At 67.9% G+C, this 23,442-nt stretch carries 26 protein-coding genes; 19 read left to right on the top strand and 7 right to left on the bottom strand.

All coding sequences use genetic code 11. The features are described 5' to 3' along the window. The first annotated feature begins 2 nt into the window (after positions 1-2). The 18 genes from rpsE (at position 3) to AB6A66_RS14630 (ending at position 15,318) form a co-directional block, all read left to right on the top strand. A complete protein-coding gene (gene rpsE, locus AB6A66_RS14715; RefSeq protein ID WP_371037615.1) occupies positions 3-578 on the top strand; it encodes a 30S ribosomal protein S5 in 576 nt (191 codons plus the stop codon). A gap of 12 nt (positions 579-590) precedes the next feature. Further along, complete coding sequence (rpmD, locus tag AB6A66_RS14710) at positions 591-779, top strand: 50S ribosomal protein L30 (RefSeq protein ID WP_371037614.1); 189 nt, start codon at positions 591-593, stop codon at positions 777-779. Positions 780-930: 151 nt separating this feature from the next. Further along, positions 931-1,404 carry a 50S ribosomal protein L15 gene (gene rplO / locus AB6A66_RS14705; protein ID WP_371037613.1) on the top strand — a complete coding sequence of 158 codons (474 nt, stop codon included), beginning with the start codon at positions 931-933 and terminating at the stop codon, positions 1,402-1,404. A gap of 106 nt (positions 1,405-1,510) precedes the next feature. Then, on the top strand, positions 1,511-2,875 hold the full coding sequence (gene secY / locus AB6A66_RS14700) for a preprotein translocase subunit SecY (protein WP_371056482.1): 1,365 nt from the start codon (positions 1,511-1,513) through the stop codon (positions 2,873-2,875). Then, the gene (locus tag AB6A66_RS14695) at positions 2,872-3,552 is read left to right on the top strand and encodes an adenylate kinase (protein ID WP_371056481.1); all 681 of its coding nucleotides are present in this window, start codon (positions 2,872-2,874) and stop codon (positions 3,550-3,552) included. Before secY ends, AB6A66_RS14695 begins: the two co-directional genes overlap by 4 nt. A gap of 157 nt (positions 3,553-3,709) precedes the next feature. Next, complete coding sequence (gene rpsM / locus AB6A66_RS14690; protein WP_371037610.1) at positions 3,710-4,078, top strand: 30S ribosomal protein S13; 369 nt, start codon at positions 3,710-3,712, stop codon at positions 4,076-4,078. Between the two features lie 15 nt (positions 4,079-4,093). After that, positions 4,094-4,486 carry a 30S ribosomal protein S11 gene (gene rpsK / locus AB6A66_RS14685; RefSeq protein WP_371037609.1) on the top strand — a complete coding sequence of 131 codons (393 nt, stop codon included), beginning with the start codon at positions 4,094-4,096 and terminating at the stop codon, positions 4,484-4,486. A 119-nt stretch (positions 4,487-4,605) separates the two neighbouring features. Further along, a complete protein-coding gene (locus tag AB6A66_RS14680; RefSeq protein WP_371037608.1) occupies positions 4,606-5,622 on the top strand; it encodes a DNA-directed RNA polymerase subunit alpha in 1,017 nt (338 codons plus the stop codon). A gap of 112 nt (positions 5,623-5,734) precedes the next feature. Beyond that, positions 5,735-6,154 (top strand): 50S ribosomal protein L17, encoded by a 420-nt coding sequence (gene rplQ, locus AB6A66_RS14675; RefSeq protein WP_371056480.1) that lies wholly within the window; start codon positions 5,735-5,737, stop codon positions 6,152-6,154. 259 nt (positions 6,155-6,413) lie between these two features. Beyond that, positions 6,414-7,748 (top strand): replication-associated recombination protein A, encoded by a 1,335-nt coding sequence (locus tag AB6A66_RS14670; protein WP_371056479.1) that lies wholly within the window; start codon positions 6,414-6,416, stop codon positions 7,746-7,748. Positions 7,749-7,812: 64 nt separating this feature from the next. Then, complete coding sequence (crcB, locus tag AB6A66_RS14665) at positions 7,813-8,190, top strand: fluoride efflux transporter CrcB (protein WP_371056478.1); 378 nt, start codon at positions 7,813-7,815, stop codon at positions 8,188-8,190. Beyond that, a complete protein-coding gene (locus AB6A66_RS14660; protein ID WP_371056477.1) occupies positions 8,187-9,230 on the top strand; it encodes an RluA family pseudouridine synthase in 1,044 nt (347 codons plus the stop codon). The genes crcB and AB6A66_RS14660 overlap by 4 nt, the downstream gene beginning before the upstream one ends. Continuing rightward, a complete protein-coding gene (locus AB6A66_RS14655; protein ID WP_371056476.1) occupies positions 9,227-9,907 on the top strand; it encodes an HAD-IA family hydrolase in 681 nt (226 codons plus the stop codon). Before AB6A66_RS14660 ends, AB6A66_RS14655 begins: the two co-directional genes overlap by 4 nt. Next, on the top strand, positions 9,904-10,617 hold the full coding sequence (locus tag AB6A66_RS14650) for an ATP12 family chaperone protein (RefSeq protein ID WP_371056475.1): 714 nt from the start codon (positions 9,904-9,906) through the stop codon (positions 10,615-10,617). Before AB6A66_RS14655 ends, AB6A66_RS14650 begins: the two co-directional genes overlap by 4 nt. Positions 10,618-10,821: 204 nt before the next feature. After that, positions 10,822-11,838, top strand: a complete 1,017-nt coding sequence (locus AB6A66_RS14645) for an amino acid ABC transporter substrate-binding protein (protein WP_371056474.1) — start codon at positions 10,822-10,824, stop codon at positions 11,836-11,838. A 133-nt stretch (positions 11,839-11,971) separates the two neighbouring features. Continuing rightward, positions 11,972-13,186: an amino acid ABC transporter permease gene (locus AB6A66_RS14640; protein ID WP_371056473.1), complete on the top strand. Its 1,215-nt coding sequence runs from the start codon at positions 11,972-11,974 to the stop codon at positions 13,184-13,186. A gap of 1 nt (position 13,187) precedes the next feature. After that, entirely contained in the window at positions 13,188-14,498 is a 1,311-nt protein-coding gene (locus AB6A66_RS14635) for an amino acid ABC transporter permease (RefSeq protein ID WP_371056472.1), read from the top strand. Positions 14,499-14,511: 13 nt separating this feature from the next. Further along, on the top strand, positions 14,512-15,318 hold the full coding sequence (locus AB6A66_RS14630; RefSeq protein ID WP_371056471.1) for an amino acid ABC transporter ATP-binding protein: 807 nt from the start codon (positions 14,512-14,514) through the stop codon (positions 15,316-15,318). A gap of 15 nt (positions 15,319-15,333) precedes the next feature. Here AB6A66_RS14630 and AB6A66_RS14625 read toward each other — a convergent pair whose 3' ends face one another. From AB6A66_RS14625 to ttcA, 7 genes are all read right to left on the bottom strand, one after another. Then, positions 15,334-15,825: a histidine phosphatase family protein gene (locus AB6A66_RS14625; RefSeq protein ID WP_371056470.1), complete on the bottom strand. Its 492-nt coding sequence runs from the start codon at positions 15,823-15,825 to the stop codon at positions 15,334-15,336. An 18-nt stretch (positions 15,826-15,843) separates the two neighbouring features. Beyond that, complete coding sequence (argB, locus tag AB6A66_RS14620) at positions 15,844-16,737, bottom strand: acetylglutamate kinase (RefSeq protein ID WP_371056489.1); 894 nt, start codon at positions 16,735-16,737, stop codon at positions 15,844-15,846. Positions 16,738-16,807: 70 nt separating this feature from the next. Beyond that, positions 16,808-17,461, bottom strand: a complete 654-nt coding sequence (gene yihA / locus AB6A66_RS14615) for a ribosome biogenesis GTP-binding protein YihA/YsxC (protein ID WP_371056469.1) — start codon at positions 17,459-17,461, stop codon at positions 16,808-16,810. After that, complete coding sequence (locus AB6A66_RS14610; protein WP_371056468.1) at positions 17,458-18,201, bottom strand: MOSC domain-containing protein; 744 nt, start codon at positions 18,199-18,201, stop codon at positions 17,458-17,460. Before AB6A66_RS14610 ends, yihA begins: the two co-directional genes overlap by 4 nt. Beyond that, positions 18,198-20,024 carry a membrane protein insertase YidC gene (yidC, locus tag AB6A66_RS14605; RefSeq protein WP_371056467.1) on the bottom strand — a complete coding sequence of 609 codons (1,827 nt, stop codon included), beginning with the start codon at positions 20,022-20,024 and terminating at the stop codon, positions 18,198-18,200. The genes AB6A66_RS14610 and yidC overlap by 4 nt, the downstream gene beginning before the upstream one ends. Positions 20,025-20,216: 192 nt before the next feature. After that, complete coding sequence (locus tag AB6A66_RS14600; protein ID WP_371056466.1) at positions 20,217-21,752, bottom strand: putative bifunctional diguanylate cyclase/phosphodiesterase; 1,536 nt, start codon at positions 21,750-21,752, stop codon at positions 20,217-20,219. A gap of 76 nt (positions 21,753-21,828) precedes the next feature. Then, positions 21,829-22,695 carry a tRNA 2-thiocytidine(32) synthetase TtcA gene (gene ttcA / locus AB6A66_RS14595; RefSeq protein ID WP_371056465.1) on the bottom strand — a complete coding sequence of 289 codons (867 nt, stop codon included), beginning with the start codon at positions 22,693-22,695 and terminating at the stop codon, positions 21,829-21,831. Positions 22,696-22,813: 118 nt separating this feature from the next. Here ttcA and AB6A66_RS14590 point away from each other — a divergent pair, with 118 nt between their 5' ends. Further along, the gene (locus AB6A66_RS14590) at positions 22,814-23,353 is read left to right on the top strand and encodes a DUF3833 domain-containing protein (RefSeq protein WP_371056464.1); all 540 of its coding nucleotides are present in this window, start codon (positions 22,814-22,816) and stop codon (positions 23,351-23,353) included. Positions 23,354-23,442 lie beyond the last annotated feature (89 nt).

The raw sequence follows: 23,442 nt of genomic DNA, 5'->3' as shown, positions 1-23,442 counted from the left end.
ATATGGCTAGAGAACCCCATGGCGGCCGCGGCCGCCGCGAGCGCGACGAAGCGCCGGAATTCGCCGATCGTCTCGTGGCGATCAACCGGGTGTCCAAGACGGTGAAGGGCGGCAAGCGTTTCGGCTTCGCGGCACTCGTCGTGGTGGGCGACCAGAAAGGCCGCGTGGGCTTCGGCAAGGGCAAGGCCAAGGAGGTCCCCGAAGCCATCCGCAAGGCCACGGAGCAGGCGAAGCGTCGGCTCATCCGCGTGCCGCTGCGCGAGGGCCGGACGCTGCATCACGATCAGGAAGGCCGTTGGGGCGCGGGCAAGATCGTCACGCGCACCGCGCCGCAGGGCACGGGCATCATCGCGGGCGGTCCCGTCCGCGCGGTGTTCGAGATGCTCGGCGTTCAGGACGTGGTCGCGAAGTCGAACGGCTCGCAGAACCCCTACAACATGATCCGCGCCACCCTGGACGCGCTGCAAAAGCAGCAGAGCCCGCGCCTCGTGGCCCAGCGTCGCGGCAAGAAGGTGGCCGACATCCTCCACAAGGAGGATCAGCCGAAGGCCGAGGCCGGCGAGACCGCCGAGGCGTAAGGAGAGTATCGCATGGCCAAGACCATTGTCGTGAAGCAGGTGGGCTCGCCCATCCGCCGTCCCGCCAGCCAGCGTCAGACGCTGGTCGGCCTCGGACTGAACAAGATGCACCGGACACGGGAACTCGAAGACACGCCCTCCGTGCGCGGCATGATCGCCAAGATCCCGCATCTCGTGGAGATCGTGGAAGAGCGCGGCTGAGGCCGGGTTCGAACAAGGCCCGTCCCGGGCCTTGTCCAGGCGTTTTCCAAAACGCCTGCTCGCGCCGAAACAGGCCGGGCCCTCTGAAACAGCTGATGCCGTGTCCCTCCCGCCGCGCTTCGGGGAGGTGTTCCGGCCAAGGAGAAGCGACATGAAACTGAACGAACTGCGCGATAATCCCGGCGCTCTGCACAACAAGAAGCGCGTCGGGCGCGGCCCGGGCTCGGGCAAGGGCAAGACCGCCGGCCGCGGCATCAAGGGCCAGAAATCCCGCTCCGGCGTGGCCGTCAAGGGCTTCGAGGGCGGGCAGATGCCGATCTACCAACGCCTGCCGAAGCGTGGCTTCACCGCGCCCAACCGCAAGCGCTTCGCCGTGGTCAACCTGGGCGCGATCCAGCAATTCGTCGATGCGGGCAAGATCGACGCCGGACAGCCGGTGACCGAGGACGCGCTCGTCGCGTCCGGCCTCGTGCGGCGCAAGCTCGACGGCGTCCGCGTACTGGCCAAGGGTGACCTGACCGCCAGGCTCGAGCTTCAGGTGACGGGCGCCTCGCGCTCCGCGGTCGCCGCCGTGGAAGGCGCGGGCGGGTCGGTCACGCTGCAGGCACCCGCCGCGACCGAATAACGGGTTGTGGCGCCTCGCGGCGCCCATTACATAACCCGAAGTTTTCCGTACCGCCGCCCGAGCTGGAAAACGCTTTGGGCGGCGGTGCCCTGACATGGGGATCCGCATGGTTTCCGCCGCCGAACAGATGGCCGCCAATACCAGCTGGGGCGCCCTGGCCAAGGCCACCGAACTCCGCCAGCGCATCTTTTTCACGCTCGGTCTGCTGATCGTCTATCGTCTCGGCACCTATATCCCGGTGCCGGGTATCGACGGGCAGGCGCTTCGCGACTTCATGGAGCAGGCCTCCACCGGCATCGGCGGCATGCTGTCGATGTTCACCGGCGGCGCGCTCGGGCGCATGGGGATCTTCGCGCTCGGGATCATGCCCTACATCTCGGCCTCGATCATCGTTCAGCTGCTGGCCTCGATGGTGCCGAAGCTCGAGCAGCTCAAGAAAGAGGGCGAGCAGGGCCGCAAGAAGATCAACCAGTACACCCGCTACGGCACGGTGTTCCTGGCCACCCTGCAGGCCTACGGCCTGGCCGTCAGCCTCGAGGCGGGGGATCTGGTCACCGACCCGGGATGGTTCTTCCGGGCCGCCTGCGTCATCACGCTGGTGGGCGGCACCATGTTCCTGATGTGGCTGGGCGAGCAGATCACCGCGCGCGGCGTGGGCAATGGCATCTCGCTCATCATCTTCGTGGGCATCATCGCCGAGGTTCCGGCGGCGCTGGCGCAGTTCTTCGCCTCGGGCCGGTCGGGCGCGATCAGCCCCGCCGTGATCGTGGGCGTGATCCTCATGGTGGTGGCGACCATCACCTTCGTGGTCTTCATGGAGCGCGCGCTGCGCAAGATCGCGATCCAGTATCCGCGCCGCCAGGTCGGCATGAAGATGACCGAGGCGCAGACCAGCCACCTTCCGGTGAAGGTCAACCCGTCGGGCGTGATCCCCGCGATCTTCGCGAGTTCGCTGCTTCTGCTGCCGACGACGATCAGTACCTTCTCGGGCCAGCAATCCGGGCCGGTGATGTCGACGATCATGGCCTATTTCGGCCCCGGACAGCCGCTCTACCTCGCCTTTTTCGGCGCGATGATCATCTTCTTCGCGTATTTCTACACCTTCAACGTCTCGTTCAAGCCGGACGACGTGGCCGACAACCTCAAGAACCAGGGCGGCTTCGTGCCCGGTATCCGGCCCGGAAAGAAGACGTCCGAATATCTCGAATACGTCGTCAATCGCGTGCTTGTGGTCGGCTCGGGCTACCTCGCCCTGGTGTGTCTCCTGCCCGAGGTCATTCGCGGGCAGCTGGCCATACCCTTCTACTTCGGCGGCACGTCGGTGCTCATCGTGGTGTCGGTGTCGATGGACACCGTCCAGCAGATTCAGAGCCACCTGCTCGCGCACCAGTACGAGGGGCTGATCCAGAAGTCGCAGCTGCGGGGACGCGGCAAGAAGAAACCCGGAAAGAAGGCGCCAGCGAGACGATGAACATCATACTTCTCGGACCACCCGGAGCAGGCAAGGGCACACAGGCGCGCCATCTCGTGGAGACCCGCGGCATGGTGCAGCTCTCGACCGGTGACATGCTCCGCGAGGCGCGCAGTTCCGGGACGGAGATGGGGCGCCGGGTCGCAGAGGTGATGGACCGCGGCGAACTGGTCACCGACGAGATCGTGATCGGGCTCATCCGGGAAAAGCTGGAGGGGACCGAGGCGCCGGGGTTCATCTTCGACGGGTTCCCGCGCACCCTCGCGCAGGCCGACGCGCTCGGGGATTTGCTCGAGGAGACGGGGCAAGGCCTCGACGCGGTCATCGAGATGCAGGTGGACGACGAGGCGCTGATCGAGCGCATCACGGCGCGCTCGACCTGTGCGAGCTGCGGCGAAGTCTACAACGACATCAGCAAGCCGATCCCGGAGGACGGAAAATGCGCCGTCTGCGGCGGAACGGAGTTCAAGCGGCGCGCCGACGACAACGAGGACAGCCTGCGCCAGCGACTGATGGAATACTACAAGAAGACCTCGCCGCTCATCGGCTACTACTATGCCAAGGACCTCCTGCACCGCATCGACGGTCTGGGCGACATCGCCGAAGTCCAGGCCGAGATCGCCGATGTCCTGGGCCGCGCCGGGGCGGGGGTTGACCCTCGGTCCGAAGTCTCTTAACCGAACGCTCTCGACCGAGAATCATTTTGCATGCCGGGTGTCGTCCCGGCTGTTTGCAACGATCACCTCTTTGCGTCGGCCCGTCGGCAAAAGCCGCGGGCCGAGTGCTGTGAAAAAAGGTTCTGGAGTTACGGAACCGCAACGAAAGGACGGACACGTGGCACGTATCGCCGGCGTCAATATCCCCACCCACAAACGGGTCCCGATCGCTCTCACCTACATCCACGGTATCGGCCCGAGCGCCGCCAAGTCGATCTGCGAAGCGACCAGCATCGACGAGAGCCGGCGCGTGAACGAGCTTTCCGATTCGGAACTGGTGGCGATCCGCGAGCACATCGACACCAACTTCACCGTGGAAGGCGATCTGCGCCGCGAGGTGCAGATGAACATCAAGCGGCTGATGGATCTCGGCTGCTACCGCGGCCTGCGGCATCGCCGCAACCTGCCCGTGCGCGGTCAGCGCACCCACACCAACGCGCGCACCCGCAAGGGGCCCGCGAAGCCGATCGCCGGCAAGAAGAAGTAAGGGAGGGCAGGACAGATGGCACGCGATACCCGCCGCACAGGCAAGCGCAAGGTCTCCAAGAACATCGCCACCGGCGTGGCGCATGTGAACTCTTCTTTCAACAACACCAAGATCCTGATCTCGGACGTGCAGGGCAACGCGATCGCGTGGTCCTCGGCCGGCACGATGGGTTTCAAGGGCTCGCGCAAGTCCACGCCCTATGCCGCACAGATGGCTGCCGAAGATGCGGGCCGCAAGGCGCAGGAGCACGGCATGCGCACCCTCGAGGTGGAAGTGCAGGGCCCTGGCTCCGGCCGTGAATCGGCGCTGCGCGCGCTGGCCGCGATCGGCTTCAACATCACGTCCATCCGCGACGTGACGCCCATCGCGCACAACGGCTGCCGCCCGCCGAAGCGCCGCCGCGTCTGAGGGATCGCCGCTTTTTCGCGGGGCCGCGCGCATCAGTCGTGCGGCCTCGCCACGTCATTTTAACCTCGGGCGTTCGGGCCTTCGGACATGGGGCCCGGACAGGAATTGAGGAGAACCGCATGATCCACAAGAACTGGGCCGAGCTGATCAAACCCCCCCAGCTGGAGATCAAGCCAGGCAACGATCCCGCCCGGCAGGCCGTGGTGGTCGCAGAGCCGCTGGAGCGTGGCTTCGGCCTCACGCTCGGAAACGCACTGCGCCGGGTTCTGATGTCGTCGCTTCAGGGCGCGGCCATCACCTCCGTGCAGATCGACAACGTCCTGCACGAGTTTTCTTCGGTCGCGGGCGTGCGCGAGGACGTGACCGACATCGTCCTCAACCTGAAGGGCGTCGCGCTGCGCATGGAGGTCGAGGGGCCGAAGCGGCTGACGATCGAGGCCAAGGGCCCCGGCGTCGTCACCGCCGGCGACATCGTGGACAGCGCCGGGATCGAGGTGCTCAACAAGGATCACGTGATCTGCCACCTCGACAGCGGTGGCGAGGTCTACATGGAACTGACCGTCAACACCGGCAAGGGCTACGTGCCGGCGGACCGGAACAAGCCCGAGGACGCGCCGATCGGCCTCATTCCGATCGACGCGATCTACTCGCCGGTCAAGAAGGTCGCCTATGACGTGCAGCCCACGCGCGAAGGGCAGGTGCTGGACTACGACAAGCTGACGCTGAAGCTGGAAACGGACGGCTCGGTCACCCCCGAGGATGCCGTGGCCTATGCCGCGCGCATCATCCAGGATCAGCTTTCGATCTTCGTCAACTTCGACGAGCCCGAATCCGCCGGCCGCGAATCCGACGAGGAGGGGCTGGAGTTCAACCCGCTCCTGCTCAAGAAGGTCGACGAACTCGAGCTGTCCGTGCGCTCCGCCAACTGCCTCAAGAACGACAACATCGTCTACATCGGCGACCTGATCCAGAAGACCGAGGCCGAGATGCTGCGCACGCCGAACTTCGGCCGCAAGTCGCTCAACGAGATCAAGGAAGTGCTCTCGGGCATGGGCCTGCATCTCGGGATGGACGTCGAGGACTGGCCGCCCGACAACATCGAGGAACTCGCCAAGAAGTTCGAGGAGTCGTTCTGAGGTCCGCGGGCGCCCGCCGCCCGCCGGCCCGGACAAGGGCAATCCCGCCCCAAGGTGAGGGCCCCGTACGCATGGGGCCCCGGACAAAGCACAAAGCGAAAGGACCGAACCGATGCGTCACGCGAAAGGCTACCGCCGCCTGAACCGCACCCACGAGCACCGCAAGGCGCTCTGGGCGAACATGGCGGGCTCGCTCATCGAGCATGAACAGATCAAGACCACGCTTCCCAAGGCCAAGGAGCTGAAGCGCGTGGCCGACAAGCTCATCACGCTGGCCAAGCGCGGCGACCTTCACGCCCGCCGCCAGGCCGCCGCACGGCTGAAGCAGGAGGCGCTCGTTGCCAAGCTCTTCGACGTGCTCGGCCCCCGCTACCAGGAGCGGCAGGGCGGGTACGTCCGCGTTCTGAAGGCCGGCTTCCGCTACGGAGACATGGCCCCGATGGCGATCGTCGAACTCGTCGACCGCGATCCCGACGCCAAGGGCGCGGCCGACCGCGCCCGCCTCGCCGCCGAAGAGGCCGCCGAGGACTGAGCTCGGACGATGCCGCGGCCTCGCCGGTTGGCGGGGCCGCTTGCATCGGGCAGGAAGCGCACGCATATCCACGTCGTGACGCTCCGACCGACCATATCCACAGCATTTTCCGCCCCGGCGCGCCCCGTTCCGGCGCGGCCAACGCCCCGGCTCGCAATCGGGATGCAGGCCGGGTCCCGGGCCGTCCCGCGCGGTGTCGCGCCGCCGCGCGGAAACCCGGGCGCCCGGCATCGCGCCGGTGCTTCGGGGCCTGACCGGCATGGGTGACCTCTTTGACAGTTCTCCTAGGACAGACGCCGGGACGGGGGAAAACACGGCCGGTGGGACTGGTGCGGGCCGGCCCCTTGCCGACCGGATGCGGCCCGCCCGCCTTTCGGAGGTGATCGGGCAGGACCAGATCCTTGGCCCCGAGGCGCCGCTCGGCGCGATGCTGAAGGCGGCAAGCCTGTCGTCCCTGGTCCTCTGGGGGCCGCCCGGCGTCGGCAAGACCACCATCGCCCGGCTTCTGGCCTCCGAAACCGATCTGGAATTCGTGCAGATCAGCGCGATCTTCACCGGCGTCGCGGAGCTCAGGAAGGTTTTCGAGGCCGCGAAGGCGCGCGGGCGCCGCACGCTTCTGTTCGTCGACGAGATCCACCGCTTCAACAAGGCGCAGCAGGACAGCTTTCTGCCGCATATGGAGGACGGCACCATCCTGCTGGTCGGCGCGACGACCGAGAATCCGAGCTTCGAGCTCAACGCCGCGCTTCTGTCGCGCGCGCAGGTTCTGGTGCTGGAACGGCTTTCGCTCGCCGACCTGGAGCGCCTCGCGCAACGCGCGGAGACGGTACTCGGCCGCGCGCTGCCGCTCGACGGGCCCGCACGCGAGGCGCTGCTCGAGATGGCCGACGGCGACGGGCGCGCCGCCCTCAACCTCATCGAACAGGTGATGGCGTGGAAGGTCGAGGGCAAGCTCGACGCGCAGGCGCTCGCCGACCGGCTCGCCCGGCGGGCCGCGCAATACGACAAGTCGGGCGAGGCGCATTACAACCTGATCTCGGCGCTGCACAAGTCGGTACGCGGGTCAGATCCCGACGCGGCGCTCTACTGGCTCGCGCGGATGCTCGAGGGCGGCGAGGACCCGCGCTACCTCGCGCGGCGGATCACGCGGATGGCGGTGGAGGACATCGGCCTCGCTGATCCGCAGGCCCAGGCGGTCTGCCTTCAGGGCTGGGAGACCTACGAGCGCCTCGGCAGCCCCGAGGGCGAGCTGGCGCTTGCGCAGGCCGTGCTCTATCTCGCCCTCGCGCCCAAGTCGAATGCGGCCTACAGCGCCTACAAGGCCGCGCGGCGCGCCGCGAAGTCCACCAGCTCGGCGCCCCCGCCCAAGCACATCCTGAACGCGCCCACGAAGCTCATGCGCGAGCAGGGCTACGGGGCGGGCTACGCCTACGACCACGATGCCGAGGATGCCTTTTCGGGCCAGGACTACTTCCCCGACGAGATGGAGCGGGAGGCGTTCTACGCCCCCGTGGAGCGCGGCTTTGAACGCGAGCTCGGCAAGCGGCTCGACTGGTTCGAGCGGCTGCGTGCCAGGCGCGCGGGCGAGGCGTGAACGCGCGCGAGGCCGCCCGCCGCGGGCGCTTGACAAGGGCGGGACGCCGCGCGACAGACCGGCCATGATGCTGACGCTGATGCAGGTCGCGCTTGGCGGCGCGGTGGGGGCCGCGGCGCGGTATCTTACCGTGCTCGCTACGATGCGGTTGTTCGGCACGGGCTTTCCCTGGGGCACGCTCGCGGTGAATGTCCTGGGGTCGTTTCTCATGGGGGTCCTCGTCATCGTGCTCGCCAACCTCCAGGCCACCCGCGTCGCGCCCTTCGTCGTGACGGGCGCGCTTGGCGGCTTCACGACCTTCTCGGCATTTTCGCTCGACGCGCTGACGCTCTGGGAACGGGGCGAGACGGGCACGGCGCTGGCCTATGTCGCGGGGTCGGTCACGCTGTCGCTCGGCGCGATCGTCGCCGGGGCATGGGCCGCGCGGGGGGTGCTTGCGTGAGTGGCGTTCAGCATATCACCGTCGCGCCCGGCGATGCCGACCAGCGCCTCGACCGGTGGCTTCGCCGGCATTTCCCGCAGGTCACGCAGGGCCGCATCGAGAAGATGTGCCGCAAGGGCGAACTGCGTGTCGACGGCGGCCGCGTGAAGGCGGCCACCCGCCTCGCCGCCGGGCAGAGCGTGCGGGTCCCGCCGCTGCCCGACCCGGGTGCGCCGCCACCCGCGCCCGCGCCCGAGATCTCCCAGGCGGACGCGCGCATGATCCGCGAGGCGGTGATCTGGCGCGACGCGCATATCCTCGCGCTCAACAAGCCGCCGGGCCTTGCGGTGCAGGGCGGCAGCGGGCAGCGCCGCCACGTCGACGCGTTGGCCGAGGCGCTGCGCTTCGACGCGGACGAGGCACCGCGCCTCGTCCACCGGCTGGACCGGGACACCTCGGGCGTGCTGCTGATGGCGCGCAGCCGCGCGGTGGCCGCGGGACTGACCGCGGCGTTCCGTGCCCGCGAGGCGCGCAAGATCTACTGGGCGGCGGTGGCGGGCGTGCCGCAGCCGCGCATGGGCACGATTTCCTACGGGCTCGTGAAGGCGCCGGGGCACGGCGCGAAGGGTGAGGGCGAGAAGATGCGCTGCGTGCATCCCGGCGACATCGACGCCACGCCCGGCGCGAAGCGCGCCACGACGGATTATGCCGTGATCGAGGCGCTCGGCAAACGCGCGGCCTGGGTGGCGCTCGTCCCTGTCACGGGGCGGACGCACCAGCTTCGGGCGCACATGGCGGAACTCGGCCACCCGATCGTGGGTGACGGCAAGTATGGCGGCGGCGGGCAGGAGAACCTGGGCGACGGCTGGGGCGCGCAGCTCGGCGGCGAGGTCAGCCGCAAGCTGCACCTGCACGCGCGCTCCATCGCGCTCACCCATCCGGTGACGGGCGCGCGTCTCTCCATCACGGCGCCGCTTCCCGAACACATGCGCCGCACCTGGTCCATGCTGGGCTGGTCCGAAGCGGACGCCCCCCAAGACCCCTTCGAGGAGACGGCATGACGGACGCGCCCCGCCTCGTGGTCTTCGACGTGGACGGCACGCTGGTGGACAGCCAGGCGGGCATCCTCGCCGCGATGGACGCGGCCTTCGGCCGGGCGGCGCTGCCCGTCCCGCCGCGCGGGGAGGTGCTGGGCATCGTCGGGCTGTCGCTGGAGGTGGCGATGGCGCGGCTCGTGCCCGACCTTTCGGCGCAGGATCATGCGCGCCTGGCGGGCTGGTACCGCGAGGCCTATGCGGGTCAGCGCGCGCGAGAGGACGTGGCGATGACCTCGCCGCTTTACCCGGGCGCGCGCGAGGCTCTTCAGGCGCTTCACGGCGAGCCCGCCACGCTTCTCGGGGTGGCGACGGGAAAGTCGGCGCGCGGGCTCGACGTGCTCTTCGAGGCCCATCGCCTCTCGTCCTTCTTCGTCACGCGGCAAGTGGCCGATCACCACCCCTCGAAGCCGCATCCGTCGATGCTGCGCGCCGCGCTCGACGAAACGGGTGTCGCGCCGCGCGACGCGGTCATGGTGGGCGACACGGAATACGACATGGAGATGGCGCGCGCCGCGGGCGTGCGGGCGATCGGCGTGGGCTGGGGCTACCACGCCCCGGTGCGTCTTCGTGCCGCGGATCACGTGGTGGGCCGTTTCTCCGAGCTGCCCCGCGCCATTTCCGCGCTTTGGGAGGCGGCATGACGGGTTGGGCGGCGAAGCGATTCTGGACGCGGGCCGAGGCGGTCGCGACCGACGCGGGCTACGAGGTGACGCTGGATGGCCGGCCCGTGCGGACGCCGGCCAAGGCGCCGCTCGTGCTGCCCAACGCGGCGCTGGCCGAGGCGATGGCCGAGGAGTGGGAGGCGCAGTCCGACGTCATAAATCCGCGCGCGATGCCCGTGACGCGCGCCGCCAATTCCGCGATAGACCGGGTGGTGCCGCACCGCGCCGAGGTCGTCGCGATGCTTTGCGAGTATGGCGCCACCGATCTTCTGTGTTATCGCGCCGACACGCCCGAGGAACTGGCGAGACGGCAGGCCGAGGGCTGGGATCCGATGCTCGACTGGGCGCGCGCCCGCCTCGGCGCGCCGCTTTCCGCCGCGACCGGCGTGATGCACGTCGCCCAACCCGAAGCGAGCCTCGCCGCGCTGCGCGGCGCGGTGAAGCGCCACGACGCGTTCGAGCTGGTGGCGCTGCATGATCTGGTTACGATCTCCGGATCGCTGGTCCTCGGCCTTGCCGCCTCGGCCAGAGAGGTGACGCCGGAACGGGTCTGGGCGCTCTCGCGCATCGACGAAACCTGGCAGCAGGAACGATGGGGCGAGGATGCCGAAGCCGCCGCGGCGGCGGACGCCAGGCGCGCCCAGCTTCTGGAAGCGCATCGTTTTCTCGAGCTTGCCCGCGCCGGTTGAGCCGGTGCCCCGAAAAGAGGCGGACCGGATGCCGACTTCGGCGTCCATCGTTCAGAAGTTCTGACGTTTGCCTTGACCTTCGTTGATGAATCCGACCAAACTCGTTGCCATTGAAAGGGGGGCAGCCTCTTTCAGCAAAGGAAACCCGGCCGTTGTGAGCCGGACGACCCGCACAACAGGGCGGACTTATCAGAAGAGGTAAATATGCAGAAATCCGTATTTCTCGGCGCGCTGACCGTTGCCGGCCTTGCAGCCGGGGCTTCGGCCGCCGCCACGCTGGACGACGTCAAGGCGCGCGGCACGCTGAACTGCGGTGTGACCACGGGCCTCGCGGGGTTTGCCGCGCCGGACGCGAACGGCGAGTGGGAAGGCTTCGACGTGGCCGTGTGCCGCGCTGTCGCGGCCGCCGTGCTCGGCGATCCGACCGCGGTCGAATTCGTGCCGACGACCGGCAAGACCCGCTTCACCGCGCTCGCCTCGGGCGAGATCGACATGCTGGCGCGCAACACCACCTGGACCTTCACGCGCGACGTGGACCTCAAGTTCGAGTTCGCCGGCATCAACTACTATGACGGTCAGGGCTTCATCGTTCCGCGGGCGCTTGGCGTTTCCTCTGCCATGGAACTCGACGGGGCGACGGTCTGCATCCAGACCGGCACCACGACCGAGCTCAATCTTGCCGACTTCTTCCGCAAGAACAACATGAACTACGAGCCGGTGCCGATCGAGACCAACGCCGAGGCGCTTCAGCAGTACAATGCCGGCGCCTGCGACGCCTACACGACCGATGCGTCGGGCCTGGCCGCGTCGCGCGCAACCTTCGAGAATCCGGGCGATCACGTCATCCTGCCCGAGATCATCTCGAAAGAGCCGCTCGGCCCGCTCGTGCGCCACGGCGACAACCAGTGGGGCGAGATCGTGCGCTGGACGCTCAACGCGCTCATCGCCGCGGAAGAGTACGGCGTGACCTCGGCCAACATCGAGGAGTTGTCGAACGGAACCGACAGCCCCGAGATCAACCGCATGCTCGGCACCGAGGGCAACCTCGGCGAGATGTTCGGGCTCGACGCGGACTGGGCCAAGCGCGCCATCATGGCCGAGGGCAATTACGGCGAGATCTTCGCGAAGAACATCGGCGAAAACACCCCGATCGGCCTCGCGCGAGGGCTGAACGCGCAGTGGACCGAGGGCGGACTGCTTTACGCCCCCCCGTTCCGCTAAGTCGAACCTGAAGGACGCGGGGGCAAACCCCGCGTCCTTCCCCTCTTGACGCCACGTTTCGAAAAACTTGCCGGATCGCAGGAGCGGGCGAACCCCGCCGACGGGTCGAGTCCGGCGCAGCAGGGAAATCCGGATGGCCACAGTGACCGACCCGCCGCAGGAGTCGTTCCGTCTGTCGATGCTGCTGAACGACACGCGGTATCGTTCCTACACGTTCCAGTTCATCGCGCTGCTGCTTCTGATCGCGTTCATGTCTTGGCTGGGCATGAACCTCGTTCGGAACCTCGCCCTTCTCGGCCAGGACATCTCCTTCGAGTTCCTGGGCCAGCCTGCGGGCTACGACATCAACCAGCGCCCGATTCCCTATGAAAACCAGGACAGCCACATGCGCGCCTCATTCGTCGGGGTGCTCAACACGCTGATCGTGGCCTTCCTCGGATGCCTTACGGCGACGCTTATCGGCGTGACCGCCGGCGTGGCGCGGCTGTCGAAGAACTGGCTCGTGGCGCAGCTGATGTCGATCTACGTCGAGATCTTCCGCAACGTGCCGGTGCTGATCTGGATCCTGATCATCTTCTTCGTGATGACGGCGGCGCTGCCGGCGCCGAGTGCCTACAGGGGCGAGGATCCGCAGGCATCCATGCTGTTCGATGCCTTCGCCTTCACGAACCGCGGCGTTTACGTGCCCAAGCCGATCCTGGAACCGGGATCGACGGCCGTGCTGGCCGTCTTGCTCGCCTCGATCGCCGGCGTGTTCTACTACCGCCGCTACGCGACGAAGCTGCTTTACGATACCGGGAAGCTTCTGCCGATGTTGTGGCCGTCGCTGGCGATCCTCGTTCTGCCGACGCTCCTGGCCTATTTTCTGTTCGGCCGGCCGATCACGCTGGAGAATCCCGAGCTTCGCGGCTTCAACTTCCAGGGCGGGATCCAGGTCCGCGGATCCTTGATCGCGCTGTGGCTCGCGCTCGCCGTCTACACCGGCGCCTTCATCGCCGAGAACGTGCGCGCCGGCATCCAGGCGGTCAGCGGCGGCCAGACCGAGGCCGCCGCGGCGCTCGGCCTGCGCCCGAAGCGCATCATGGGGCTCGTGGTGCTGCCGCAGGCGCTTCGCATCATCATCCCGCCGCTCATTTCGCAGTATCTCAACCTCACCAAGAACAGTTCGCTCGCCATCGCGGTGGGCTACATGGACATCACCGGGACGCTGGGCGGCATCACGCTGAACCAGACGGGGCGGGCGATCGAGTCGATCCTTCTGCTGATGCTGTTCTACCTCCTCATCTCGCTCGGCATCTCGGCGGTGATGAACGTCTACAACAACGCCGTGAAGCTGAAGGAGCGCTGAGATGTCGGACACGCACGCTCAGGCCGCGCAGCTCGCCTTCGTCCGCAAGGAGCCGATCCCGGCCGCGCCGCCGCCCATCGCCGAGGCCGGGCTGGTGAAATGGGTGCGGGAGAACCTGTTCTCCTCGATCCCGAACAGCATCGTCACGCTGCTGTCGCTCTACGTCATCTACTGGCTGCTGTCGGCGACGATCCCGTGGATGTTCAACGGCGTCTGGACCGCATCGAGCCTGAGGGAGTGCCGCGAGATCCTCGCCGGGGAATCCGGGGCCTGCTGGGCGGTGCTGCGCGAGCGCTGGCCGCAACTCATCTATGGCTTCACCTACCCGTCGAGCGAATACTGGCGTCCGAACCTCGCGCTGCTGCTGCTCTTCGGGGCGCTGGCGCCCGTGCTCTTCCCGAAGGCGCCCCGCCAGTTGCTGGTTCTGACGGCGATCTATCCTTTCCTCGGCTACTGGCTGATCTGGGGCGGCTCAGTCTGGGTGCCGGTCACCGCGGCGGCGGGCCTTTTCGTCGGGTACCTCGTGTTCCAGCGTTTCGTGGCCGCAAGTTTCGCGGTCGGGTTCTTCGGCGCGATCGCCGCGGCGGTGGCGTTCTGGCTGGTCGTCGGCAACTTCGTGACGCCGGTGCTTGCGAGCACGCTCGGCATCGAGCTACTGGCCGTGCCGTCGCGCGACATGGGCGGGTTCATGCTGAACCTCATCCTGGGCACGGTCTGCGTGTCGCTCTCGGTTCCCATCGGGATCGCGCTCGCGCTCGGGCGGCAATCCTCCATGCCGATCATCAAGTGGATCTGCGTGGTGTTCATCGAGTTCATCCGCGGTGTGCCGCTCATCACGCTTCTGTTCGTGGCGAACGTGGTTCTGGCCTATTTCCTGCCGCCCAACACGACGTTCGACCTGATCCTGCGCGTGATCATCATGATTACCATGTTCGCCTCGGCCTACATCGCCGAGGTGATCCGCGGCGGCCTCGCCGCGCTGCCCAAGGGACAGTACGAGGCCGCCGACGCGCTCGGGCTCGACTATCCACAAGCCATGCGCCTCATCATCCTGCCGCAGGCGCTGAAGATCTCGATCCCGGGAATCGTCAACGTCGCGGTCGGACTTTTCAAGGACACCACGCTCGTCTCGGTGATCTCGATGTTCGACCTCGTGGGGATGATCCGCGGCCCGATCCTCGCCTCGACCGACTGGAACGGCGTCTACTGGGAGCTTTTCGGCTTCGCCGCGGCGCTGTTCTTCGTCGTCTGCTTCGGCATCTCGAAATACTCGCAGTGGCTGGAGCGTCAGCTTCAGACCGACCGTCGATAAGGGACCAGACCCGATGACCGATCTTTCCCAGCCCCATCCCGAAAACCTGTCCAGCGTCGACGCCTCGCAGTTGGCGGTGTCGGACGAGATCGCTGTCGAGATCAGCAAGATGAACAAGTGGTTCGGCCAGTTCCACGTGCTGCGCGACATCGACCTCACCGTCTATCGCGGCGAACGCATCGTCGTCTGCGGGCCCTCCGGCTCCGGCAAGTCCACGCTGATCCGCTGCATCAACGCGCTGGAGGAGCATCAGGCCGGGCGCATCGTCGTGGACGGGACGGAACTGTCCTCGAACGTGAAGAACATCGACAAGATCCGGTCCGAGGTCGGGATGGTGTTCCAGCACTTCAACCTGTTCCCGCATCTCACGATCCTCGAGAACTGCACCCTCGCGCCGATCTGGGTGCGCAAGATCCCGAAGCGCGAGGCCGAGGAAACGGCGATGCACTTCCTCACCAAGGTGAAGATCCCCGAACAGGCCGACAAGTATCCCGGCCAGCTTTCGGGCGGGCAGCAGCAGCGCGTGGCGATCGCGCGCTCGCTCTGCATGCGGCCGCGGATCATGCTCTTCGACGAGCCGACCTCCGCGCTCGATCCCGAGATGATCAAGGAGGTGCTCGACACCATGATCGAGCTCGCCGAGGAAGGGATGACGATGCTTTGTGTCACCCACGAGATGGGCTTCGCGCGCCAGGTGGCCAACCGCGTGATCTTCATGGACGAAGGCCAGATCGTGGAGCAGAACGAGCCCGAAGAGTTCTTCCTGAACCCCCAGAACGAGCGGACCAAGCTCTTCCTGAGCCAGATCCTCGGCCACTGAAAGCCCGCCGCGGGACTATTCCAGGTCCCGCGGAACCACGAAATCGACCGCGCCCGCGGTTCCGAAGGCGGCATTTTCCCAGTCGTCCGTGTCGAGGTCGGCCACCAGCGTGGCCGCCGTCGGATAATCGCCGAAGCGCGGGTGGTCGGGCGGCAGGGCAACGATGCGACGGGCGAACTCGGCCATGCCGGGATTGTGCCCGATGATCGCGACGACACGGCGATGTGCGGTTCGCAACGTCTCCAGGATGTCCCGCGCCTCGGCATGATAGAGGGCGGGAACATACGTCACCGGCGCGTCCAGCCCGAGCCGTGCAAAGGTCTCCCGGGTGCGAACGGCGTCGGAACAAAGCACCTCGTCGGGGAGATAGCCCCGTTCCCGCAGCCAGCGACCGATGAGCGGCGCTGACCGGCGCCCGCGGTCATTGAGCGGCCGGGCGTGATCGGCGAGCGCGGCATCGCCCCAGCTCGACTTGGCGTGACGGATCAGGATCAGGCGGCGGGTCATCGGGCGGGGCCTTTCACGTCATGACCGCGGGGGCGGAGGCGCGGCCGGCTCACGCCCGACGCGCTGCGCGGGCCGGATCAGCGTGCCCGCGCCGTGCTGCGTGTAAAGTTCCAGCAGGCAGGCATTGGGCGCCCGACCGTCGAGGATCACCACCCCGCGAACCCCCCCGTCTATTGCGGCGAGCGCCGTCTCGGTCTTGGGGATCATGCCGCCGGCGATGACCCCGGTCTGGATCATGCCACGGATCGCCTCCGCGGAAAGTTCGCTCAGCACCTCGCCCTCGGCATCCTTCACGCCCTCGATGTCGGTCAGCAGCAGCAGGCGGTCGGCCTCCAGCGCCGCCGCGATGGCGCCGGCCGCCGTGTCGCCGTTGACGTTGAAGGTCTCGCCGCCGCGCCCCGCGCCGAGCGGCGCGATCACCGGTATGATCCCCTTGTCGAAGAGATCGCGCAGGAAAGAGGCGTTCACCTGGGCCGGGGTGCCGACGAAACCGAGGCTCGCGTCGGCCTGGTCGCAGACCATCAGCGACGCGTCCTTGCCCGAAAGCCCCACGGCCTTTCCGCCCTGGCTGCATATCGCCTGGACGATGCGCTTGTTCACGAGCCCGGAGAGCACCATCTCGACCACCTCGACGGTGGGCTTGTCGGTCACGCGCTTGCCGGCGACGAATTCCGAGACGATGCCCAGCTTCTCGAGCATCGCGTTGATCATCGGCCCGCCGCCATGGACGACGACCGGGTTGACGCCGACCATGCGCATCAGAACGACATCGCGCGCGAAGCTTTCCATCGCCTCGTCGTCGCCCATGGCATTCCCGCCAAGCTTGATGACGACCACCGCACCGTCGTACCGCTGAAGCATCGGCAGCGCCTGGTTCAGCGTGCGCGCGGTGGCGATCCAGTCGCTGGTCATTTCCCTTTGCGTCATGGGTGGGTCTCCTCGCGCCGCGTTATCCCCGCGCCCGCCGCCGGGCGCAAGGCCCCTAGGCCAGTCCCGCCACGACCGCGCGGAGCGTCGCGATGCCCTCGCCGGTCTCGGAGGATGTGAGCAGGATCTCGGGAAACGCCGCCGGGTGACGGGCCAGCGATTGGCGCACCTGCGCCAGAACGCGTTCGCGGTCCTTCGGCTTGATCTTGTCGGCCTTGGTGAGCACGGCCTCGAACGTGACCGCCGCGCCGTCGAGAAGGCTCATGATCTCCTCGTCCACGGGTTTCACGCCATGGCGGGCGTCGATCAGCACGAAGGCGCGGCGCAGGCTCGCCCGACCGGCGAGATACGTCTTGAGCAGGCTCTGCCAGCGCGCGACGACATTGACCGGCGCCTCGGCGTAGCCGTAGCCCGGAAGATCCACGAGGTAGTGGCTGTCGCCCAGAGTGAAGTAGTTGATCTCCTGCGTGCGACCGGGCGTGTTGGAGGCCCGCGCCAGATTCTTGCGGTTCGTGAGCGCGTTGATGAGCGACGATTTTCCCACGTTCGAGCGACCGGCGAAACAGATCTCCACCCGGTCGTCCGGCGGCAGCCCGTCCATCGCGACGACGCCTTTCAGGAATTCGATCGGCCCCGCGAAGAGCTTGCGGCCGCGTTCCGCCGCGTCGGGCTCGGGCGCGTCGGCGAGGGGGAAGGGCAGGGCGGTCAAAGCGGCGCCACGCGGTCGCCCGGCCCGACGGCGCCGCCCCTGAGAACCTCGGCGCGGACGCTGAAATCGCGGTGGCCCCAGCTGTCCAGCGCGCCCAGCGTGTCGGCGTCGCGCCGGCCGGTCTCCGGGTTCGCGGCGGTGGCGAGGCAGCGGTCGGTCCGCTCGCGGACGCGCAGCACCGCGTCGCCAAGCTGCACCTCGCGCCCGATCCAGTCGAACTCTTCCCAGGGCGCCAGGCCATCCATCCAGATGTTGCCGCGCCAGCGGTGGATCGACAGCGGGCGGCCGATCCGCTGTTCCACCGCGCGGTGCGAAGCGAGGTTGCACAGCGTCACCGAGGGGAAATCGCTGTCGGTCATGCCGCGACCGGGCACGCGCACGATCCGGGCCGGCGCGGCCCGGTCGGCGGGCATCAGCGGTGCGACCCAGTCGAGGAGCGCTTCCGGCTCGGCGTCGGGGTCGAAGGCGAGCGTGGTCCGCGCGGGATGGGTGAGCGTGACGGTGCCCGCGGCCTCGTCGTAGCGCGCCGTGACGGCCATGAGCGCGGGCGCCTTGGCGACGCGGGTGAAATTGACGCAGGACGCCCATGCCGCGCCGGTCGCCTGCGACGCGTCATGGGCCACCGCCCAGACGCGATCGCCGGGCATGGTGCGCCCGGCCACGAGGGTCACGGCGTCGACCTCCTCGCGCCCGTGGCTCTTGATCGGGTGGCGCCAGAGACTGGCGACCGTCCCGCTCATTTTCCGTCCTCTTCCGCCTTCTTCCGGAAGCCCGAGAGGATGTTGCCAAGCACGTCGGGCTTGTAGCCCTGGCTGCGCATGATGCCATATTGCTGCGCGAAGGTGATCGCGTTGTTGGCGATCCAGTAGAGGACGAGGCCGCTTGCGAAGCTGCCGAGCATGAACATGAAGACCCAGGGCAGCCAGGCGAAGATCATCTTCTGCGTGGGGTCCGTGGGCGCCGGGTTCAGCTTCTGCTGAAGCCACATGGACACGCCGAGCAGGATTGGCAGGATGCCGATGAAGACGAGCGCGAGCAGCGAGCCGGGTTCCGGCGCGGCCCAGGGCAGCAGGCCGAAGAGGTTCACGATGGAGGTCGGGTCCGGGGCCGACAGGTCGCGGAAGGGGCCGAACCAGGGCGCGTGCCGAAGTTCGATCGTGACGAAGATCACCTTGTAGAGCGAGAAGAAGATCGGGATCTGCATCAGGATCGGCAGGCAGCCGGAGGCGGGGTTCACCTTTTCCTTCTTGTAGAGTTCCATCATTTCCTGCTGGAACTTCTGCCGGTCCTCTCCGGTGCGCTCCTTGATCTTCTCCATCTCCGGTTGAAGCTCCTTCATCTTCGCCATGGAGACGTAGGACTTGTACGCGAGCGGTAGCAGCGCCGCCTTGATGATGAGGGTCAGACCGATGATCGCCCAGCCCATGTTGCCGATGATCAGGTTGATCTCGTGCAGCAGCCAGAAGATCGGCTTGGTCAGGAAGAAGAACCAGCCCCAGTCGATGGAGTCGATGAAACGGTCGACGCCCTCGCGCTGGTAGTCGCGGATCGTATCCCATTCCTTCGCGCCGGCGAAAAGACGCGTGGTGCGGGTGACGGACTGGCCCGGGCCGAGCCGCTCCGTGGGCAGCACGGCCTCTGTCTGGTAGATGTTGCGCGCGTCGTCGTACTTGGCGGTGGCCTTGAAGGCGCTTCCGGCCTCGGGGATCAGCGTCGTCATCCAGTAATGATCGGTGAAGCCGATCCAGCCATCCTCGGCGACCTGCATCACCTCGGCGCGCGCGGCTTCGCGCGGGTCGAAGTCGAAATCTTCCATGTCGCCATAGTCGATTTCCGAGAGCTTGCCATCGGCCATGGCGATCGCGCCCTCGTGCAGGATGAAGAAGTTCTTCAGGTTCTCCGGCCTGCCGTGCCGGGCGATTATGCCGTAGGGCGCCAGCGTCACGGACCCCGCGCCCTCGTTCGCGACGGATTGGGTTACGGTGAACATGTAGTCGTCGTCGATCGCGATCTCGCGGGTGAAGACGAGGCCCGCACCGTTTTCCCACCGGAGCGTGACCGGACTACCGGGCGCGAGGCGCTCGCCGGAGACGAGTTCCCACGGCGTGTTCGCGCCGGGCACGTCCTCGAGGCCCAGTCCGCTGCCGGGCGCCCAGCCGTAGAGCGCGTAATAGGCCTGCGCGCTGCCCACGGGGGCCAGCAGGTCAACGGTGGCAGAGCCGGGATCGACGCTTTCGCGGTAGTCCTTGAGCGCGAGCGTGTCGATCCGGCCGCCCTGAAGCGAGATGGAGCCGCTGAGGCGCGGGGTTTCCACCGAAACGCGCGGTGCGCTCGCGGCGCTTTCGACGACGGCCTCCCCGCCGTCACCGGCGGAGGCGGCCGGGGCCTGGGCCGGGGCGGTGGCGACCGGGTCTGTCGGCGCGGGGGTCTCGGAAGAGGCGGCTTGGGGCGCGGTCTCGGGCACGGGCCGCTCTTCGGGCGGCGGGAACAGCAGGAACCAGATCAGGATCACGCCGAAGCTGAGCGCGGTCGCAAGGATGAGGTTCTTGTTCTGATCGTCCATGAAACACCGGCCCCGGTAACGTCTGATGCAGTGCAGGGTTCAACAGACCGTGGGCCGAAAGGTCAAGGTGAATCGGGCCGGCGCGGTAAAGGGCCGCCCTGTCGGGCGGCGGGCATTCGCCGCGCGGACGGGGCGCCGGGCGAGCTCGGGCGCGGACAGTTGCGTAGGCTGCCCGGGCAGGGCGGGCCGATGTCAGCCCACGTTCCGGCCGACCCAGGGCGCGGCCTCCACCCGGGCGGTCTGGCTGGCGATCCATTCCGATGTCTGCTCGAAGGGCATCGGCCTCGCGATCGCATAGCCCTGCACATGGCCGCAGCCGAGCTGGGCCAGAAGGGCGTGTTCGCCCGCCGTCTCGACCCCTTCGGCGAGGGTGTCGAGCCCGAGCTGTTCCGACATGGACAGGATCGCCATCACCATGCGCTGCTGCTCGGGATCGCGGTCGCACTTGGCGACGAGGGACCGGTCGATCTTGACGCGGCTCACATCGAAGCGGCGCAGCGCGGTGATCGAGGCATGCCCGGTGCCGAAATCGTCGAGGTCCACGGCGCAGCCCATCCGCCCCAGCGCCCGGATGCCGCGCGTCGTCGCGTCTTCGGGAGAGCGGGCGATCACGGTCTCAAGCACTTCCACCCCGAGCCGGCAGGGGTCGAGGCCGAAACGGTCCAACTCCCACGCGATGCGGTCGGGCAGGCGCGGGTCGCGCAACTCGGCGGCGGAGAAGTTCACGCTGACGCGCGGCACGTCGAGCCCCGAACGATCCCAGGCGCGCAGGGCGGTCAGCGCGTGATAGAGCATCGTCTCTCCCAGCTGCGCCATCAGCCCCGCAGACTCGAGCGCGGGAAGGAATTCCGAAGTCGGCACCGCCCCGCGTTCGGGATGCGTCCAGCGCGCCAGCGCCTCGAAACCGCTGATGCGGCCGGTTTCCGTGGAAATCTGCGGCTGGAACCAAGCAACGATCTGTCCCGCCTCGAGCGCCGCCGCGACCTCTGCACCCGCCACCCCGGTCTTAGCGCGGCGCGGCATGCCGTGGGCGAAGGCGCGGATGCCCGCAGGGCCCGCCGCCTGCGCCTCGGCCAGTGCCACGCTGGCGGCTTCGGTGAGCGCCTCGGCGGCCGAGCCTGGCAGCCGGGCGGCGAGGCAGAACCCCGCCGAAGCCGTCATGTAGATCGACGTGGCGTCGAGCGGGACGGGCTGCTCCACCGCCCGCTGAAGCCGTGCGGCAAGCTGGATCGCGGCTTCCAGATCGAGGCGGGGCGCGGGCGCGCAGGCGACGGCAAAGCGCGCTTCGCCGATCCGGGCGAGGGTGTCGCCGGTGCGCAACGCCCCCCGAAGCCTGTCGGCCGCGGCCCGCAGCACTTCCTCGGCGGCGGCGTCGCCATGCCGGGCCCCGAAATCGGCGAAATCATCGATCTCGAGCACGACGCAGGCGGTTTGGCTGCCCTCTGCGGCGGCGGTGGCAAGGGCATGGTCGAGCGCATGCAGGAATTCCGACCGCTCGACCAGCCCGGTGAGACGGTCCAGCCCGACCGAGCCCGACCGGGAGATCGCGCCAAGCGCGCAATAGAGAGCGGGAAGCGCCAGCGCGACCGAGACCAGCGCGCCCTCTCCGCCAAGCCAGAAGGCAGCGAGCGAGAGCGCGGGGATGAAGGCGAGGAACTGCGGCCCCTCCAGCCCGCGGCACATCCGGCGCGCGAAGGCGACAAGGTCGGTCCGGCGGCGCTTTGCCATGCTGCGATCTCCCAGGTGTTCCGTCACGCGCATAGACGCGACGGATACAGCCTAGGGGCGTTTCGTCATCAGCACGTTAACGCAGGACGGGAATTTCCCCGGGCTCCTCCCCGGCCGGGCCGCGCCGCTCGAGCGCGGCGAAGTCGAAGAGCCGCGGGTCGAGAAGATGCGAGGGCCGCGCGTTCATCAGCGCCCGGAACATCACCTGCCGGCGGCCGGGGCTGTTCTTTTCCCAGCCGTCCAGAAGCGCCTTCACCTGCATCCGCTGAAGGCCGTCCTGGCTGCCGCAGAGGTCGCAGGGAATGATCGGGTAATCCATCGCGCGCGCGAAGCGGTCGCAGTCCGCCTCGGCCACATGGGCGAGCGGGCGGTAGACGAAAAGGTCGCCCTCCTCGTTCACCAGCTTGGGCGGCATGGTGGCGAGGCGCCCGCCATGGAAGAGGTTCATGAAGAAGGTCTCGAGGATGTCGTCGCGGTGGTGGCCGAGCACCACCGCAGAGCATCCCTCCTCCCGCGCGATGCGGTAGAGGTGCCCGCGCCGGAGCCGGGAACAGAGCGCGCAGAAGGTCCGGCCCTCGGGCACCTTGTCGGTCACGATCGAATAGGTGTCCTGATACTCGATCCGGTGCGGCACGCCCATCCGCTCGAGAAAGGCGGGCAGCACCGTGGCCGGAAAGTTCGGCTGGCCCTGGTCGAGGTTGCAGGCCAGCAGATCCACCGGCAACAGCCCCCGCCATTGCAGTTCGGTGAGCGCGGCGAGCAGCGTGTAGCTGTCCTTGCCCCCCGACAGGCAGACGAGCCAGCGCGCGCCGCGCTCGACCATACCGTATTGTTCCACGGCCTCGCGCGCCTGGCGCACGATGCGCTTGCGCAGCTTGCGGAACTCGGTGCTCTGCGGTGCGCCCGCGAAAAGCGGGTGGATGTCGTCGGCGGTGTCCTTCATGCCTGCCGATTACCCGATCTCGCGGCCTCTGCCTAGCGCCGGATGCGGGCGACGCGGCCTCGCCGCTGCCGCCCGGTCCGCTATGTTCCAAGAGAAAGCCCAGCCCTGCGGAGCCACCATGCGCCTTCTTGCCCTGATCTCGTTGTTTCTCCTGGCCGCCTGCGCCGGGCGTCCGTCTCTCGACGACCCGAAGCTCAGCGACCGTGCGCTCGACCTCGAGCGGTTCTTCGACGGCGAGCTGGTGGCCTACGGGCAATTCCAGGACGTGTTCGGCACGGTGCGCCGCCGTTTCGAGGTCGAGATCGACGGGCGCTGGGACGGCCGGACGCTGACGCTCGTGGAGGATTTCGTCTACGAGGACGGTTCCACCGAGCGTCGCGTCTGGGAGCTGGTCAAGACCGGGCCGCAGACCTGGCGCGGCACGGCGCCCGGCGTGATCGGTGCGGCGCTCGGCGAGGAGCGGGGCGATACCTTCAACTGGCGCTACACCATCGACCTGCCGGTCCCGGGCGCGAACGGCGATGCCGAGACGCTCCGCGTGAGTTTCGACGACTGGATGTGGCTTCTGAGCGAGGACCGGCTTCTCAACATCGCCTACATGCGGCGTTTCGGCGTGCCGATCGGTCAGGTCGTCATCACCTTCGAAAAACGCCGCTGAGAGGCCCGGCGCATAGCGACATCGGCAAATTCGCGGTGTCGTGGCGCGTGCCCGCCGTCGGGGCCGCCGCGAGCCGGTATCCGCTTCGG

Source organism: Rhodosalinus sp. K401, assembly GCF_041365735.1.
Taxonomy (GTDB): Bacteria; Pseudomonadota; Alphaproteobacteria; order Rhodobacterales; family Rhodobacteraceae; genus Rhodosalinus.
This window is presented reverse-complemented; position numbering and strand designations above follow the sequence as displayed.

Bases quoted from the DNA above. Each gene is read 5' to 3' on its own strand.
- rpsE (WP_371037615.1), top strand. From the start codon at position 3: ATGGCTAGAGAACCCCATGGCGGCCGCGGCCGCCGCGAGCGCGACGAA.
- rpmD (WP_371037614.1), top strand. From the start codon at position 591: ATGGCCAAGACCATTGTCGTGAAGCAGGTGGGCTCGCCCATCCGCCGT.
- rplO (WP_371037613.1), top strand. From the start codon at position 931: ATGAAACTGAACGAACTGCGCGATAATCCCGGCGCTCTGCACAACAAG.
- secY (WP_371056482.1), top strand. From the start codon at position 1,511: ATGGTTTCCGCCGCCGAACAGATGGCCGCCAATACCAGCTGGGGCGCC.
- AB6A66_RS14695 (WP_371056481.1), top strand. From the start codon at position 2,872: ATGAACATCATACTTCTCGGACCACCCGGAGCAGGCAAGGGCACACAG.
- rpsK (WP_371037609.1), top strand. From the start codon at position 4,094: ATGGCACGCGATACCCGCCGCACAGGCAAGCGCAAGGTCTCCAAGAAC.
- AB6A66_RS14680 (WP_371037608.1), top strand. From the start codon at position 4,606: ATGATCCACAAGAACTGGGCCGAGCTGATCAAACCCCCCCAGCTGGAG.
- rplQ (WP_371056480.1), top strand. From the start codon at position 5,735: ATGCGTCACGCGAAAGGCTACCGCCGCCTGAACCGCACCCACGAGCAC.
- AB6A66_RS14670 (WP_371056479.1), top strand. From the start codon at position 6,414: ATGGGTGACCTCTTTGACAGTTCTCCTAGGACAGACGCCGGGACGGGG.
- crcB (WP_371056478.1), top strand. From the start codon at position 7,813: ATGATGCTGACGCTGATGCAGGTCGCGCTTGGCGGCGCGGTGGGGGCC.
- AB6A66_RS14655 (WP_371056476.1), top strand. From the start codon at position 9,227: ATGACGGACGCGCCCCGCCTCGTGGTCTTCGACGTGGACGGCACGCTG.
- AB6A66_RS14650 (WP_371056475.1), top strand. From the start codon at position 9,904: ATGACGGGTTGGGCGGCGAAGCGATTCTGGACGCGGGCCGAGGCGGTC.
- AB6A66_RS14645 (WP_371056474.1), top strand. From the start codon at position 10,822: ATGCAGAAATCCGTATTTCTCGGCGCGCTGACCGTTGCCGGCCTTGCA.
- AB6A66_RS14640 (WP_371056473.1), top strand. From the start codon at position 11,972: ATGGCCACAGTGACCGACCCGCCGCAGGAGTCGTTCCGTCTGTCGATG.
- AB6A66_RS14635 (WP_371056472.1), top strand. From the start codon at position 13,188: ATGTCGGACACGCACGCTCAGGCCGCGCAGCTCGCCTTCGTCCGCAAG.
- AB6A66_RS14630 (WP_371056471.1), top strand. From the start codon at position 14,512: ATGACCGATCTTTCCCAGCCCCATCCCGAAAACCTGTCCAGCGTCGAC.
- AB6A66_RS14625 (WP_371056470.1), bottom strand. From the start codon at position 15,825: ATGACCCGCCGCCTGATCCTGATCCGTCACGCCAAGTCGAGCTGGGGC.
- argB (WP_371056489.1), bottom strand. From the start codon at position 16,737: ATGACCAGCGACTGGATCGCCACCGCGCGCACGCTGAACCAGGCGCTG.
- AB6A66_RS14610 (WP_371056468.1), bottom strand. From the start codon at position 18,201: ATGAGCGGGACGGTCGCCAGTCTCTGGCGCCACCCGATCAAGAGCCAC.
- yidC (WP_371056467.1), bottom strand. From the start codon at position 20,024: ATGGACGATCAGAACAAGAACCTCATCCTTGCGACCGCGCTCAGCTTC.
- AB6A66_RS14600 (WP_371056466.1), bottom strand. From the start codon at position 21,752: ATGGCAAAGCGCCGCCGGACCGACCTTGTCGCCTTCGCGCGCCGGATG.
- ttcA (WP_371056465.1), bottom strand. From the start codon at position 22,695: ATGAAGGACACCGCCGACGACATCCACCCGCTTTTCGCGGGCGCACCG.
- AB6A66_RS14590 (WP_371056464.1), top strand. From the start codon at position 22,814: ATGCGCCTTCTTGCCCTGATCTCGTTGTTTCTCCTGGCCGCCTGCGCC.